Annotated in this window: 11 protein-coding genes; 3 read left to right on the forward strand and 8 right to left on the reverse strand. The window is 61.7% G+C overall.

Annotated elements, in window-relative coordinates:
• Positions 1 to 94: 94 nt before the first annotated feature.
• The 7 genes from phaC to LCH64_RS07125 all read right to left on the reverse strand — a co-directional run bounded on the left by phaC (position 95) and on the right by LCH64_RS07125 (position 9,692).
• The gene (gene phaC / locus LCH64_RS07095; protein ID WP_201136004.1) at positions 95 to 1,774 is read right to left on the reverse strand and encodes a class II poly(R)-hydroxyalkanoic acid synthase; all 1,680 of its coding nucleotides are present in this window, start codon (positions 1,772 to 1,774) and stop codon (positions 95 to 97) included.
• 257 nt (positions 1,775 to 2,031) lie between these two features.
• Positions 2,032 to 2,409 carry a DUF971 domain-containing protein gene (locus LCH64_RS07100; protein ID WP_003220870.1) on the reverse strand — a complete coding sequence of 126 codons (378 nt, stop codon included), beginning with the start codon at positions 2,407 to 2,409 and terminating at the stop codon, positions 2,032 to 2,034.
• A 153-nt stretch (positions 2,410 to 2,562) separates the two neighbouring features.
• The gene (gene hslU / locus LCH64_RS07105; RefSeq protein ID WP_003220872.1) at positions 2,563 to 3,897 is read right to left on the reverse strand and encodes an ATP-dependent protease ATPase subunit HslU; all 1,335 of its coding nucleotides are present in this window, start codon (positions 3,895 to 3,897) and stop codon (positions 2,563 to 2,565) included.
• A 49-nt stretch (positions 3,898 to 3,946) separates the two neighbouring features.
• Positions 3,947 to 4,483 (reverse strand): ATP-dependent protease subunit HslV, encoded by a 537-nt coding sequence (gene hslV / locus LCH64_RS07110; protein WP_003220875.1) that lies wholly within the window; start codon positions 4,481 to 4,483, stop codon positions 3,947 to 3,949.
• A 305-nt stretch (positions 4,484 to 4,788) separates the two neighbouring features.
• Positions 4,789 to 5,496 (reverse strand): SPOR domain-containing protein, encoded by a 708-nt coding sequence (locus LCH64_RS07115; RefSeq protein WP_003220877.1) that lies wholly within the window; start codon positions 5,494 to 5,496, stop codon positions 4,789 to 4,791.
• Between the two features lies 1 nt (position 5,497).
• Positions 5,498 to 7,234, reverse strand: coding sequence for an arginine--tRNA ligase (argS, locus tag LCH64_RS07120; RefSeq protein ID WP_103520652.1), 1,737 nt, complete (start codon positions 7,232 to 7,234; stop codon positions 5,498 to 5,500).
• Between the two features lie 238 nt (positions 7,235 to 7,472).
• The gene (locus tag LCH64_RS07125; RefSeq protein ID WP_226499844.1) at positions 7,473 to 9,692 is read right to left on the reverse strand and encodes a primosomal protein N'; all 2,220 of its coding nucleotides are present in this window, start codon (positions 9,690 to 9,692) and stop codon (positions 7,473 to 7,475) included.
• A gap of 286 nt (positions 9,693 to 9,978) precedes the next feature.
• On the opposite strand from LCH64_RS07125, the gene rpmE reads away from it, so the two are divergent.
• The 3 genes from rpmE to LCH64_RS07140 all read left to right on the forward strand — a co-directional run bounded on the left by rpmE (position 9,979) and on the right by LCH64_RS07140 (position 12,473).
• Positions 9,979 to 10,197 (forward strand): 50S ribosomal protein L31, encoded by a 219-nt coding sequence (gene rpmE, locus LCH64_RS07130; protein ID WP_003220885.1) that lies wholly within the window; start codon positions 9,979 to 9,981, stop codon positions 10,195 to 10,197.
• A 41-nt stretch (positions 10,198 to 10,238) separates the two neighbouring features.
• The gene (locus LCH64_RS07135; RefSeq protein WP_226499845.1) at positions 10,239 to 11,021 is read left to right on the forward strand and encodes a thermonuclease family protein; all 783 of its coding nucleotides are present in this window, start codon (positions 10,239 to 10,241) and stop codon (positions 11,019 to 11,021) included.
• Between the two features lie 183 nt (positions 11,022 to 11,204).
• Positions 11,205 to 12,473 carry a malic enzyme-like NAD(P)-binding protein gene (locus LCH64_RS07140; protein WP_226499846.1) on the forward strand — a complete coding sequence of 423 codons (1,269 nt, stop codon included), beginning with the start codon at positions 11,205 to 11,207 and terminating at the stop codon, positions 12,471 to 12,473.
• A 261-nt stretch (positions 12,474 to 12,734) separates the two neighbouring features.
• On the opposite strand, the gene LCH64_RS07145 is transcribed toward LCH64_RS07140, so the two are convergent.
• Positions 12,735 to 15,182 carry a penicillin-binding protein 1A gene (locus LCH64_RS07145; RefSeq protein ID WP_103485591.1) on the reverse strand — a complete coding sequence of 816 codons (2,448 nt, stop codon included), beginning with the start codon at positions 15,180 to 15,182 and terminating at the stop codon, positions 12,735 to 12,737.
• Positions 15,183 to 15,231: the final 49 nt, after the last annotated feature.

The following is a 15,231-nucleotide window of genomic DNA, read 5'->3' on the forward strand; positions in this document are numbered from 1 at the left end:
GCTCGCGAAGGCGTCGTGTCAGTCGCCAATGTGGTTGGGTGATCAACCGCTTTCGCGAGCAAGCCCGCTCCCACAGGGGGATGAGGTGCGTCAGTTACCGCTCATGAACATAAGTGCCCGGCGAAGCCTCGCCTGCCGGATACGCCTTGTTGCCCAGTTTCAGTGGAGCCTTTTTCAGATTGCCCGAGCGCTCGGCCTGCCACGCCTGCCAGTACAGCCACCAGGAATCGGTGTGCTTGGTCGAGTTCTCTTGCCAGTCATCGGCATTGGCGGCCATGCCTTCGCTGGTCATGTAGCGCGATTTCGGGTTGCCCGGCGGGTTCAGGATGCTCTGGATGTGCCCGCTGCTCGACAGCACGAACTCGACCTTGCCGCCAAACAGTTGCGCCGACTTGTAGCAGGACTTCCACGGGGTGATGTGGTCGTTGGTGCCGGCTAGCGAGAAGATGTCGGCGGTGACCTGCTTGAGGTCGATCGGCGTGCCGCACACTTCCAGTGCATTGGGGCGAATCAGCGGGTTGTTTTTGAACATCTCGATCAGGTCGCCGTGGAACGCCGCCGGCAACCGGGTGGTGTCGTTGTTCCAGAACAGGATGTCGAACACCGGCGGCTCGTTGCCGAGCAGGTAATTGTTGACCCAGTAGTTCCAGATCAGATCGTTCGGGCGCATCCACGCGAAGACCTTGGCCATGTCCTTGCCTTCAAGCACGCCGGCCTGATACGAGTGACGCTTGGCGGTCTCGAGGGTCTGCTCGTCGACGAACAGGGCGACGTCGCTGTCCAGCGTGGTATCGAGCACGCTGACCAGCAGGGTCAGGGCGTTGACCTTCTTCTCGCCGAGCGCGGCATAGTGGCCGAGCAGGGCAGTGCAGGTGATGCCGCCGGAGCAGGCGCCGAGCATGTTGATGTCTTTGCTGCCGGTGATCGCCGTAACTACGTCGACCGCTTCCTTCAGCGCATCGATGTAGGTCGACAGGCCCCATTCGCGCTGAGCCTTGGTCGGGTTGCGCCAGCTGACGATGAAGGTCTGCACGTTATTGCGCAGGCAGAAGCGCGCCAGACTCTTGTCCGGGCTCAAATCGAAAACGTAGAACTTGTTGATCTGTGGCGGCACGACGAGCAACGGCCGCTCGTGGACCTGCTCGGTGATCGGCTTGTACTGGATCAGCTCCAGCACGTCGTTGCGAAACACCACCGCGCCTTCGGTCACGCCGAGGCTCTTGCCGACCTCGAACGCGCCCATGTTGACCTGGCTCGGCATGCCGCCGTTGTGTACCAGATCCTTGGCCAGATGCGAGAGGCCGTCGAGCAGGCTTTTGCCGCCGGTCTCGAAGAAGCGTTTGACTGCCGCCGGGTTGGCTGCGGTGTTGGTCGGGGCCATGGCTTCGGTCATCAGGTTGATCACGAAGTGGCCGCGCGCGATGTCTTTGGGTGACAGGCTGCTGTCGTCGATCCAGGAATGGAGCTCCTTGCGCCACGCCAGGTAGGTTTGCAGATAACGTTTGTAGAGCGGGTTCTGACTCCACGCCGGATCAGCGAAGCGACGGTCATCGCTGGCCGGTTGCAGTTCGGATTTGCCGAACAGCACGTTCTTCAGTTCAAGACCGAAATGGGTCACGTGCTTGACGCTATGGATCGGTTGTTTGATGGCCTGGGTCAGCACCATTCGAGCAGAGGCCAGCAGATCCTTTCCGCGCAGCCCAACGACGGGATTAAGCCCCAGGGTGTTTTCCGAGGCTTGGTACTTCAGGTCATCGTTATTCTTGTTACTCATCTACGACGCTCCATTGTCCTGAGACGAGTACCCGGTTTCTGCTGTGCAGTTCCACAGCCAATGCCAGGTACTACTGCTCGGGTGACCGTTAATTCTGCATAGCTGCTTTACAGTCGTAGAGCACTGCAGGGAACTTGCCAGCTCCATTGGTTACCCGAGTTTAATTTTTTTCGCAAGCAGGCCGATCCTCGGCCACACAGCAGCGCATTCAAACAGATGAATTTAGAAAATGCCCTCTAAACAGCAAGAGCCTCGGACTAGAGCATCAGCTTGACGATCGACTGATCCGGATCGCGGGTTTTCCCGGCGGCTTTGAGCTCGGCCAGATAATCGGCCCAGAGTGCGTCATGACGTCGCCCCAGCTCGTAGAGGTATTCCCAGGTGAACAAGCCGCTGTCGTGACCGTCGTCGAAGGTCAGTTTCAGTGCGTACTGACCGGCCGGTTCCAGGCCGCTGAGGCCGACATTGAGCTTGCCGAATTGCAGGATCGGTTTGCCGTGGCCCTGGACCTCGGCGGAAGGGGAATGCACGCGCAGGAATTCGGCGGGCAGGGTGTACTCCTCGCCGGACGCGTATTTGAGCGTCAGGGTTTTCGAGGCTTTGTGCAGTTTGATGTCGGTGGGGATTGAGGTCATGGTCTGGCGTCCGTTGTGTGGGCGACCCTGATTCAAATGTGGGAGCGGGCTTGCTCGCTAATGCGGTGTGTCAGCCGACATTGCTGTCGACTGGCACGGCCTCTTCGCGAGCAAGCCCGCTCCCACAGGGTCCGCTACCGCTGTAAGTATGGCTTACAGGATATAACGGGACAGGTCTTCGTTCTGCGCCAATTCGCCCAGATGGCTGTTGACGTACGCAGCGTCGATCAGGATCGGCTTGTCGTCATGCGCGCTGGCCAGATCGCCGGCGCTGAACGACACCTCCTCCAGCAAACGCTCGAGCAGCGTGTGCAGGCGACGGGCACCGATGTTCTCGGTCTTCTCGTTGACCTGCCAGGCGATCTCCGCCAGACGCTTGATGCCTTCCGGCTGGAACTGGATGTTCAGGCCTTCGGTTTTCAGCAGTGCGCAGTATTGCTCGGTGAGCGAAGCGTGCGGCTCGCTGAGGATGCGTTCGAAGTCTTCCGGGCTCAGGGCCTTGAGTTCGACGCGGATCGGCAGACGGCCTTGCAGCTCGGGCACCAGGTCGCTCGGCTTGCTCAGGTGGAACGCACCGGAAGCGATGAACAGGATGTGGTCGGTCTTGACCATGCCCAGCTTGGTGTTGACGGTGCAGCCCTCGATCAGCGGCAGCAGGTCGCGCTGTACGCCTTCACGGGACACATCGGCGCCGCCGACATTGCCGCGCTTGGCGACCTTGTCGATTTCGTCGATGAACACGATACCGTGCTGCTCGACCGCTTCCAGCGCCTTGGCCTTCAACTCTTCTTCGTTGACCAGACGCCCGGCTTCTTCGTCGCGCACCAGTTTCAGCGCTTCCTTGACCTTGAGCTTGCGAGCTTTCTTCTTGCCCTTGCCCATGTTGGCGAACAGGGACTGCAACTGGTTGGTCATTTCTTCCATGCCAGGCGGCGTGGCGATCTCGATGCCGGCCATTTCGGCGACTTCGATTTCGATTTCCTTGTCGTCCAGTTGACCTTCGCGCAGGCGCTTGCGGAACAGTTGGCGCGTGTTGGAATCCTGAGCCGGCTCCTCGTTGCTGAAGCCCATGCGTGCCGGTGGCAGCAGCGCGTCGAGGATGCGGTCCTCGGCAGCGTCTTCGGCGCGGTGGCGTACGCGGGTCATTTCCTGCTCGCGGAGCATCTTGATCGCGGCGTCGGCCAGATCACGGATGATCGATTCAACGTCACGGCCGACGTAGCCGACCTCGGTGAATTTGGTCGCTTCGACCTTGATGAACGGCGCGTTGGCCAGTTTCGCCAGGCGACGGGCGATCTCGGTTTTACCGACACCGGTCGGGCCGATCATCAGAATGTTCTTCGGGGTCACTTCAACGCGCAGCTCTTCAGGCAGCTGCATGCGGCGCCAGCGGTTGCGCAGGGCAATCGCGACGGCGCGCTTGGCATCGTCCTGGCCGATGATATGGCGGTTGAGTTCGTGGACGATTTCGCGGGGAGTCATGGACATAGTAATTGGCGGTCCTCAAGCAGAAAAAAGCCGTGGCACAGGGGCCGTATCAGGCTTCTTCAGCGAGATCCTGCTCCTCAATGGTCTGAGTGTGGTTGGTGAATACGCAGATGTCGGCAGCGATGCCCAGTGCGGTTTCGACGATTTCACGGGCCGACAGGTCGGTCTTTTTCAACAGTGCGCTGGCTGCAGCCTGTGCATAGCCACCGCCGGAACCCATGGCGATCAGGCCATTCTCGGGTTCGACCACGTCACCGTTGCCGGTGATGATCAGGGACGCGTCCTTGTTGGCGACCGCGAGCATGGCTTCGAGGCGGCTCAGGGAGCGGTCGGTGCGCCATTCTTTGGCGAGTTCGACAGCGGCGCGGATCAGGTGGCCCTGATGTTTCTCGAGCTGGCCTTCGAAACGTTCGAACAGGGTGAAGGCGTCGGCGGTGGCACCGGCGAAACCGGCGATGACCTGGCCGTGGTACAGGCGGCGAACTTTTTTCGCGTTGCCTTTCATCACGGTGTTGCCGAGAGAAACCTGGCCGTCGCCGCCCATGACGACTTTGCCGTGGCGGCGGACTGAAACGATGGTGGTCAAGGGAAGAGTCTCCACGCAGCGGGGCGAAAATGCCTTATGCCCATTCATATGGGGGTGCTGGAGAGGATTTCAACCGGGGGCGGAGAGAGGAGACGAGCGGTGATGAAGGGGGGGGGCAAATCTCTGTGGCGAGGGAGCTTGTCGAATCGTCGCACCGTCCCGCTCGGCTGCGCAGCAGTCGCAAAATCTGCAATCCCGGTCTGTCTGATGCACCGGATTTACAGGCTTTGAGGGCGCTTCGCACCCCAGCGGGAGCAAGCTCCCTCGCCACAAAGTCCGCCGAACGATTTACGTTCGGCGCGAGGTCAGCGGCTCTGGCGTTGTTGTAACAACAGGTTGCTGAAGCCGCTGCCCGCCAGTTGTTTCTGCGCAGTCGTCAGCTGTTCGCGGTTGCTGAACGGGCCGACCAATACGCGGTACCAGGTCTCATCCTTTACCGTGCCCGACTCAACCGAAACGGCCTGGCCGAGCAGAATGATCTGCGCCCGCACCTTGTCCGCGTCCGCCTCTTTGCGGAACGAACCGGCCTGGAGGAAGAACTTGGTCACCGGCGCCGCTTTCGCCACCGGTGGCGCTGGCGGCGGGGTAATGCCCGACAGCGCTGCCTGCGCCCGCGCGGTATCGATCTTCGCCGCTTCCGCCGGGGTGACCGGCGTGGTCGGCACTTGTGGCGTCGGCAGGGTTTTCTCCGGCACGGCATCCGGCGGCACGATCACTTCCGATTCCGGCAGCAGGGTGTAGAAGTCGTACTTCGGCTTCACCGGTTGTGTCGGGCTCGGCGGGGTCTTGTTGGCCTCGGCGATTTTCGTGGCTTTCTGCTGTTGCGCTTGCTCGATCTTCTCGCGCTTGACCGTGTCGCTGCCCTTGCCCGGCTCCAGTTTCATCAGGAACACGATGAACGCACCGACCGTCAGGCCGATGGCCATCCACAGCCAGCCCGGGATCGGTTGCTTTGCAGGAGCTTGGTAACGGCTGGCGCCACGCTTGGGTGCAGGTTTTTTCTTGGCAGCCAACTTACATGCGCTCCAGAGTTTCCAGGCCCAACAGTTCCAGGCCTTGCTTGAGAGTACGACCGGTCAGCGCGGCCAGACGCAGACGACTCTGCATCCGGGCCGGCGTTTCGGCGGCGAGGATCGGGCAGTTCTCGTAGAAGCTGGAGAACAGACCGGCGACGTCATACAGGTAGGTGCAGAGGATGTGCGGGGTGCCTTTTTCCGCGACGTTGTTCAGCACTTCGCCGAACTGCGCCAGTTTCGCCGCCAGCTCTTGTTCGTGTGCCGCTTCGAGGACGATCTGGCCATCGACTTCGCTGAAGTCCTTGCCCAGTTTGCGGAACACACCGGCCACACGGGTGTAGGCGTACAGCAGGTACGGCGCGGTGTTGCCTTCGAAGTTGAGCATCAGGTCGAAGTTGAAGCTGTAGTCGCTGGTGCGGTGCTTGGACAGGTCGGCGTATTTCACCGCACCGATGCCGACAACCTTGGCAATGTTGCGCAGTTCGTCTTCGGCCAGTGTCGGGTTCTTCTCTTTGACCAGGTTGTAGGCGCGTTCCTGGGCTTCGGTCAGCAGGTCGATCAGCTTCACGGTGCCGCCATCACGGGTCTTGAACGGACGGCCGTCGGCGCCGTTCATGGTGCCGAAGCCCATGTGTTCCATTTCCATCGGATGGGTCACGAAACCGGCCTTGCGCGCCACGGCAAACACTTGCTGGAAGTGCAGGGCCTGACGCTGGTCGACGAAGTACAGCGCGCGATCAGCCTTGAGCTTGCCACTGCGGTAGCGCACGGCTGCCAGGTCAGTGGTGGCGTACAGGTAACCGCCGTCAGCCTTGACGATGATCACCGGCAGCGGGTCGCCGTCGGCGTTCTTGAACTCGTCGAGGAACACGCACTGGGCGCCGTTGCTCTCGACCAGCATGCCGGCAGCTTTCAGGTCGTTGACCACGTTGATCAGGTCGTCGTTGTAGGCGCTTTCGCCCATCACGTCGGCCATGGTCAGTTTGACGTTGAGCAGTTCGTAGATCTTCTGGCAGTGCGACAGCGAGATGTCCTTGAACCGGGTCCACAGCGCCAGGCATTCGGCATCGCCAGCCTGCAGCTTGACCACCAGACCACGGGCGCGGTCGGCGAATTCTTCGGACTCGTCGAAACGCTGCTTGGCGGCGCGGTAGAAGTTTTCCAGGTCGGACAGCTCATCGCTGGTGATCGGGTTTTCCTGCAGGTAAGCCATCAGCATGCCGAACTGGGTGCCCCAGTCGCCAACGTGGTTCTGGCGGATCACTTCGTCGCCAAGGAACTCGAGAACACGGGCCACGCCGTCGCCGATGATGGTCGAGCGCAAGTGGCCGACGTGCATCTCTTTGGCCAGGTTCGGTGCCGACAGGTCGACCACGGTGCGCTGTGCCGCACCGGCCTTGCGCACGCCAACGTGAGCGTCAGCCAGGGCGGCGTCGAGGCGCGAAGCGAGGGCCTGGGTGTTCTGGAAGAAATTGATGAAGCCCGGGCCGGCGATTTCGGCCTTGGTGACGTTCTCGTCGGCCGGCAGCGCGGCGATGATTTTCTCCGCCAGATCGCGCGGCTTCATGCCCGCAGGTTTGGCCAGCATCATGGCGATGTTGCTGGCGAAGTCGCCGTGGGTCTTGTCACGGGCGTTCTCCACCTGAATCGCCGGCGACAGGCCTTCAGGCAACACACCTTCGTTGACGAGTTGGGTGAGGGCTTGTTGGATCAGCTGGCGAATGGTGTCTTTCATGGTCTTCTCTTTCGACCGCAAGCGCGGCGGCGCATCGATGCGCGGGTGGAAAAACTGGGCATTATCCGTTGCGAAGACGGGCTTGCCAACCTTAGCAGGCAGCTTATGGATATGTGGTGACAATTCGGGCCTATTCGCGAGCAAGCCCGCTCCCACGGGGATCGGTATCAGACACATAATCTGAGAACGCCGCAGATCCAATGTGGGAGCGGGCTTGCTCGCGAAGGCGATTTTCAGATCAATACAGATCTACAGGATCGACATCCAGCGACCAGCGCACCGCCCGCCCGCTCGGCATCTGCTCTAATTCCAGCAACCAACTGCTGAGTAACCGATGCAGCGGCGCCCGCGCTGTAGCCTGCAACAATAGCTGCGCCCGATAACGACCGGCCCGCCGCTCCATCGGTGCCGGTACCGGCCCGAGCAGTTCGATGCCGGTCAGATTCTGCTCGACCAGCAAGCGCTCGGCCGCGCTGCACGCCTCGTCGAGAAAACCCTCGGCCTGCCCCGGCTTGTGCGCTTCGGCGCGCAACAGCGCCAGATGCGCAAACGGCGGCAGTCCGGCGGCGCGGCGCTCGCTCAAGGCTTGCTCGGCAAAGGCGAAGTAACCCTGCTCGGTCAGTTGCACCAATAAAGGATGGTCGGCCAGGTGCGTCTGGATGATCACCTTGCCCGGCTCTTCCGCCCGCCCGGCGCGCCCGGCGACCTGCACGATCAACTGCGCCATGCGCTCGCTGGCGCGGAAGTCGCCGGAGAACAGTCCGCCGTCGGCATCCAGAATCGACACCAGCGTGACCCGCGGGAAGTGGTGCCCCTTGGCCAACATCTGCGTGCCGACCAGAATGCACGGCTGGCCTTTCTGAATCGTCGCGAACAGTTGATTCATCGCGTCCTTGCGCGAAGTGCTGTCGCGGTCGACCCGCAGCACCGGGTAGTCCGGGAACAGAATCGCCAACCGCTCCTCCGCACGCTCGGTGCCGGCGCCCACCGGCCGCAGATCGACCTTGTTGCACTTGGGGCACTGGCGTGGCGTGCGTTCGACATAGCCGCAGTGGTGGCAGCGCAGCTCGCCATAGCGCTGGTGCACGGTCATCCGCGCATCGCAGCGCGAACACTCGGACATCCAGCCACAGTCGTGGCACAGCAAGGTCGGCGCAAAGCCGCGGCGGTTGAGGAACACCAGCACCTGCTGGCCGGCGGCGAGGGTCTGGCCGATGGCTTGTTGCATCGGCCCGGAAATGCCGCTGTCCAGCGGACGGCTTTTTACGTCCAGCCGCAGGAAGCGTGGCTGCTTGGCGCCGCCGGCCCGCTCGTTGAGGCGCAGCAGGCCATAACGACCGGTGTAAGCGTTGTGCAGGCTTTCCAGCGAAGGCGTGGCCGAACCGAGGACGATCGGGATGTTTTCCTGCCGCGCGCGCACCAGCGCCAGATCCCGGGCGTGGTAGCGCAAGCCTTCCTGCTGTTTATAAGAGCCGTCGTGCTCTTCGTCGATGATGATCAGTCCCGGATTTTTCATCGGGGTGAACAGCGCCGAGCGGGTGCCGATAATAATGTCGGCCTCGCCGTCGCGGGCGGCGAGCCAGGCGTCGAGGCGCTCACGGTCGTTGACCGCCGAGTGCAGCAGGGCGATGCGTGCGTTGAAGCGCTGCTCGAAACGCGCCAGAGTCTGCGGGCCGAGGTTGATCTCGGGAATCAGCACCAGTGCCTGCTTGCCGGCTTCGAGGGTTTCGCGGATCAGCTGTAAATAGACTTCGGTCTTGCCGCTGCCGGTGACCCCGGCCAGCAGAAAGGCGTGATAACTGTCGAACCCGGCGCGGATCGCTTCGTAAGCGGCGCGTTGTTCGGTGTTCAGCGGCAACTCTGGCTGGGCCAGCCAGTGTTCATGGCGCACGCCGGGGGCGTGGCGGCGGATCTCCACTTGCACCAGGCCCTTGGCCAGCAGCAGATCGAGGCTGTCCTTGCTCAGCATCAGTTTGCTCAACAACTGATGGGCGACGCCGTGCGGGTGCTGGGCCAGTGTTGCCAGGGCTTCACGCTGGCGCGGGGCGCGGGCGATGCGTGGATCATCGAGGCTGGCACCGGGGGCGACCGACCAGAAGCGCTCCTGACGGGCCTCGGCCAGTTCGCCCTGACGCAGCAGGACCGGCAGCGCCCAGCTCAGGGTATCGCCGAGGCTGTGCTGGTAATACTGGGAGGTCCACAGGCACAGCTTGAACAATGCGGGCGGCAGCGGCGGGCTGGCATCGAGCAGGGCCAGCGCCGGTTTGAGCTTTTCTGCCGGCACTTCGCTGGTGTCGGTGATCTCCACCAGAATCCCGATCATCTCCCTGCGCCCGAACGGCACCCGCAGGCGCATGCCCGGCTGCAACTGGGCGCGCAGCACACCGGCCGGTGCCCGATAGTCGAACAGGCGGCGCAGGGGCGAAGGCAGGGCGAGGCGCAGAATGGCGTCGGGCACGCGGGGGGTCTCTATCAACACGAAAGAAGGGCGAGCGCAGATCAATTGTGGGAGCGGGCTTGCTCTCGAATGCGCTGTGTCAGGCACCTTGATGTTGGCTGACACGCCGCCTTCGAGAGCAAGCCCGCTCCCACAGGAGAATGTGTTCAAGGCCGGGAGCCTAGCAGACGGTCGGTCTGAGGGACAGCTTGCGCGATTGACATTGTCTGGTAGAATCCGCGGCCTAATTACGTGCGGTATTCAACAATAGTGTTGGGTGGCGGCACGCTAGCCTGAGGAATACACCATGAAAGCCGATATTCATCCAAACTACGTAGAAATCGATGTTACCTGCAGCTGCGGTAACAAATTCGTAACTCGTTCGACTCATGGCAAAGCTCTGCCGATCGACGTTTGCAACGAATGCCACCCGTTCTACACCGGTAAGCAGAAGACTCTGGATACTGGCGGCCGCGTTCAGCGCTTTGCCGACCGTTTCGGTGCTTTCGGCGCGAAAAAGGCCTAAGGCCAATCATTCTGGAAAACCTCAATGGCTTTTCCGGGCTGATGAAAAAGGCGTCCCTTGCGGGCGCCTTTTTTGTGTCCGCGATTTGGCTGTCCGGCGCCCAGGCCTTCTGTCCCGCTCCGAAGGGGCTGAGCAGCGTTGCGGTCCAACGCGTGGTCGATGGCGATACCCTGCGCCTGAGCGACGGGCGCAGTGTGCGGATGATCGGTCTCAACACACCCGAACTGGGCAGGCACGGTCGCAGCGACGAGCCATTCGCGGTGGCGGCGCGTAAACGCCTCGAAACCCTGGTGGCGGACAGCGGCGGTCGGGTCGGTCTGCTCACCGGCAAGCAGGCCAAAGACCATTACGGCCGTACCCTCGCGCATGTTTACAGTGCCAGCGGTAGCAATCTTGAAGCGCAAATGCTCGCCGACGGCCTGGGTTTTCAGGTGGCCGTTGCACCGAACGTCGATCTTGTTGCCTGTCAGCAAGCCGCTGAGCAGAGCGCGCGCACCGCTGGGCGCGGCGTCTGGCGCCAGTCGCCTGTACTGAAAGCGGAGCAGATTCAGCACTCGGGTTTCGCCGTGGTCAGTGGGCGTGTGAGCAAGGCTCAGCGCAATCGCGGCGGAATCTGGATCGAGTTGCAGGACTCGGTTGTACTGCGCGTTGCGCCCAATCTGCTCGGACAATTCGACAGTGCCCGATTGCAGGCGCTGAAAGGCAGGCAGGTCGAGGCTCGCGGCTGGGTCGTCGATCGCTCACGCCGTGGCGGCTTGCAACCGGGTCAACCGCGTTGGCTGCTGCCGCTGACCGATCCATCGATGCTGCAAGGCGCCCGCTGAAGAAAAATTGTAGACATTTTTTCTGTCGATTGTGAACAGTCAAGCCCTTGTGCGCCGTGGCTCTTGGCCCAAAGTCGTAGGACAGGGCGCTTGACAGGGGTGACTGCTCAGTCTTGTGGGGACTTTGCGAGGCGCGTATCCTCGCTGACCAGTCTGTCCAACAGTAAAAAGCGGAATGCCAAAATGTCTGATCTGAAAACTGCCGCTCTCGAATATCATGCCAATCCTCGTCCAGGGAAGCTGAGTGTCGAGCTCACCAAGGCCACTGCTACCGCCCGCGACCTGTCGCTGGCCTACAGCCCCGGCGTAGCTGAACCAGTGCGTGAGATCGCCCGCGATCCTGAACTGGCCTACAAATACACCGGCAAGGGCAACCTGGTTGCAGTCATTTCCGATGGCACCGCGATTCTGGGTCTGGGTAACCTCGGCCCACTGGCTTCCAAGCCGGTCATGGAAGGTAAAGGCGTACTGTTCAAGCGCTTCGCCGGTATCGACGTGTTCGACATCGAAGTCGACTCCGAAAGCCCGCAAGCCTTCATCGACACCGTTAAACGCATTTCCATCACCTTTGGTGGCATCAACCTGGAAGACATCAAGGCACCTGAGTGCTTCGAGATCGAACGTGCTTTGATCGAGCAGTGCGACATTCCGGTATTCCACGATGACCAGCACGGCACCGCGATCGTGACCGCTGCGGGCATGATCAACGCCCTGGAAATCGCCGGCAAAACCCTGCCGGAAGCCAAGATCGTCTGCCTCGGCGCCGGCGCTGCGGCCATCTCCTGCATGAAGTTGCTGGTGAGCATGGGCGCGAAAATCGAAAACATCTTCATGGTTGACCGTACCGGCGTGATCCACTCCGGCCGTGACGACCTGAACCAGTACAAAGCGGTATTCGCTCACGCCACCGACAAGCGCAGCCTGGCTGACGCTCTGAAAGGCGCTGACGTGTTCGTCGGTCTGTCCGGCCCGAACCTGCTGAGCGCTGAAGGTCTGCTGTCGATGGCGGCCAACCCGATCGTCTTCGCCTGCTCGAACCCGGATCCGGAAATCTCCCCGGAACTGGCACACGCCACCCGTAGCGACGTGATCATGGCCACTGGTCGTTCCGACTACCCGAACCAGGTCAACAACGTGCTGGGCTTCCCGTTCATCTTCCGCGGTGCCCTGGACGTTCGCGCCAAGCGCATCAACGAAGAAATGAAAGTGGCAGCGGCCAACGCCCTGCGTGAACTGGCCAAACTGCCAGTGCCACAGGACGTGTGCGACGCCTACGGTGGTGGGCCGCTGGAATTCGGCCGTGAGTACATCATTCCGAAGCCAATGGACAAGCGCCTGATCACCCTGATCTCCGACGCTGTGGCCAAAGCCGCGATCGAGACCGGTGTGGCCACCCTGCCGTATCCGAAGAACTACCCGCTGAAAAGCGTGGATGACGTGTTCAACGGCTAAGACGTTGTAACGCTTCAATCAGAAGCCCCGGCTCGTGAGAGTCGGGGCTTTTTTGTGCCTGTGTGATTTGTGGTGTTATTCAGTGCCTCTTCGCGAGCAAGCCCGCTCCCACAGGTTTTGTGGTGTGCGCAAATGCTGACTACAACCCGGGCACTGTGGGAGCGGGCTTGCTCGCGAAGAGGCCGGCCCAGACAACATAAAATCACAGCCATAAAAAAGCCCCGCACATCTCGCGATGGCGGGGCTTTTGCTGATGCTGGATCAGAACAGGTCGATCGGCGCCTGCTCATCCGCCGGCAGCGGACTGCCTGGCGCCGCGCCATTGCCCAGCTCATTCACGGATGGCGGCGTGTCTTCCGACTTGAACAGCTCGAAGTAGGCACCCGGCGTGCTCGGTGTGGCCGCGCGACCGCTGACCGGGTCTACCCGCAGGCTGAGGATGCCTTCCGGCTCAGGCTGCACGTGCGGCGGCTTGTCCTTCAGCGCAGCCGACATGTAGTTCATCCAGATCGGCAGCGCCACGGTGCCGCCGAACTCACGGCGACCGAGGCTTTCCGGCTGGTCGAAACCGGTCCATACGGTGGTCACGTAATCGCCGTTGTAGCCGGAGAACCATGCATCCTTGGAGTCGTTGGTGGTACCGGTCTTGCCCGCGATGTCGCTGCGGCCCATGGCCAGTGCACGGCGCCCGGTGCCGAGCTTGATCACGTCCTGCAGCATGCTGTTGAGGATGTACGTGGTGCGACCATCGACGATCCGCTCGGCTACTGCCGGTGCTTGTGGCGCTGCTGCGGCGCCCGGGGCTTCACCCGGAACCGGTGCGGCGTTGACGGTGATCGGCTGAGACGCCGGGGCGGCAAAGCCATCGGTCGCCGAGCCACCCTGTGGCACGGTCGGCGGGTTGGCGACGAACAGCGTGTCGCCGTTGCGGCTTTCGATCTTGTCGATGATGTACGGGGTGATCTTGTAGCCGCCGTTGGCGAAGGTGCTCCAGCCGGTAGCGATCTCCATCGGCGTCAGGGTCGCGGTGCCCAGCGCCAGCGACAGGTTCGGCGGCAGGTCCTGCTTGTTGAAGCCGAAGCGGGTGATGTAGTCGATGGTCTTGCCGACGCCCATCGCCTGCAACAGGCGGATCGACACCAGGTTACGCGACTTGTACAGCGCCTCGCGCAGACGGATCGGGCCGAGGAAGGTGTTGGTGTCGTTCTTCGGCCGCCAGACTTTATCCAGGTACTCGTCGACGAACACGATCGGCGCGTCGTTGACCAGAGTCGCGGCGGTGTAACCGCTGTCCAGCGCAGCGCTGTAGACGAACGGCTTGAAGCTCGAACCCGGCTGACGCTTGGCCTGCAGGGCGCGGTTGTAGTTGCTCTGCTCGAAAGCGAAGCCGCCGACCAGCGAGCGGATCGCGCCGTTCTGCGGATCCAGCGACACCAGCGCGCCTTGCGCCTGCGGAATCTGGCTGAATTTCAGCGAATTGTTCGGCTGACGCTGCACGCGAATCAGATCGCCGACCTGTGCCACATCCGACGGCTGACGCGGTGCGGCGCCCATGCTGTTGGTGTTGAGGAACGGCCGCGCCCATTTCATGGTGTCCCAGGCAACGTGTTCTTCGCCGCTACGGGTCAGCACTTGCAGGCCGTTTTTGTCGACCTGGGTGACGATCGCCGGTTCAAGACTGCTGATGGTGCGCTGCTTGGTCAGCTCGGTGGCCCAGGCTTCGTGGGTTTTGCCCGGCAGGCGCGACTCGGGGCCACGGTAGCCGTGACGCTGGTCGTAAGTCATCAAGCCTTCGTGCAGCGCGGTGTTGGCCATTTCCTGCAGGTTGCTCGGCACCGTGGTGGTGACGCGGAAACCTTCGGTATAGGCGTCGCTGCCATAGCGGCCGACCATTTCGGCACGGGCCATTTCGGCAATGTACGGTGCGTTCACTTCCGGGGTCGGCACGTGATAGCTGGCGTTCAGTGGCTCGTTGATCGCGGCGGTGTAATCAGCCTCGGAAATCTTCCCGAGCTTGTACATGCGGCCGAGGATCCAGTCGCGACGTTCCTTGCTGCGCGCCGGGTTGGCCAGCGGGTTGAAGCGCGACGGGGCTTTTGGCAGGCCGGCGATCATCGCCATCTGCGCCAGGCTGACGTCGCGGATCGACTTGCCGTAATACACCTGCGCCGCCGCCTCGATGCCATAGGCGCGGTTACCCAGGTAGATCTTGTTCACGTACAGCTCAAGGATCTCGTCCTTGGTCAGCTGTCGCTCGATCTGCAGGGCCAGAAGAATTTCTGTGGTTTTGCGCGAGAAGCTGCGCTCGCTGGTCAGGAAGAAGTTCTTCGCCACCTGCATGGTGATGGTGCTGCCGCCGGACTGAATGTGTCCGCTTTTGACCAATTGGGTCGCGGCACGCATCAGGCTGCTTGGATCGACGCCATAGTGGTTGGCGAAATTGTCGTCTTCAGCACTTAGTAACGCATTAATGAAATTGGGGGGAATGTCGGCGAAACGGATCGGAGTCCGGCGCATTTCGCCAAATTCTGCGATCAATTTGTTATCGCTGCTGTAGACCCGCAATGGAATCTGCAACTGAATGCTTCGCAGCGCCTCCACAGAGGGCAAACCCGGACTAAGGTAAAGAAACGCGCCGCTGAGACCTAAAAGCAGTCCGCAGAAAACGGCGACGATGGACCAACCGAAAAATTTCAGCAGACGAATCAAGGCTTTTGGACATCCAGGGCAAAGAATGAATTTGGCGACAGGGTTCCGG

Origin of the sequence: Pseudomonas sp. MWU16-30322, from assembly GCF_020515535.1 — a bacterium.
Lineage (GTDB): Bacteria > Pseudomonadota > Gammaproteobacteria > Pseudomonadales > Pseudomonadaceae > Aquipseudomonas > Aquipseudomonas fluorescens_H.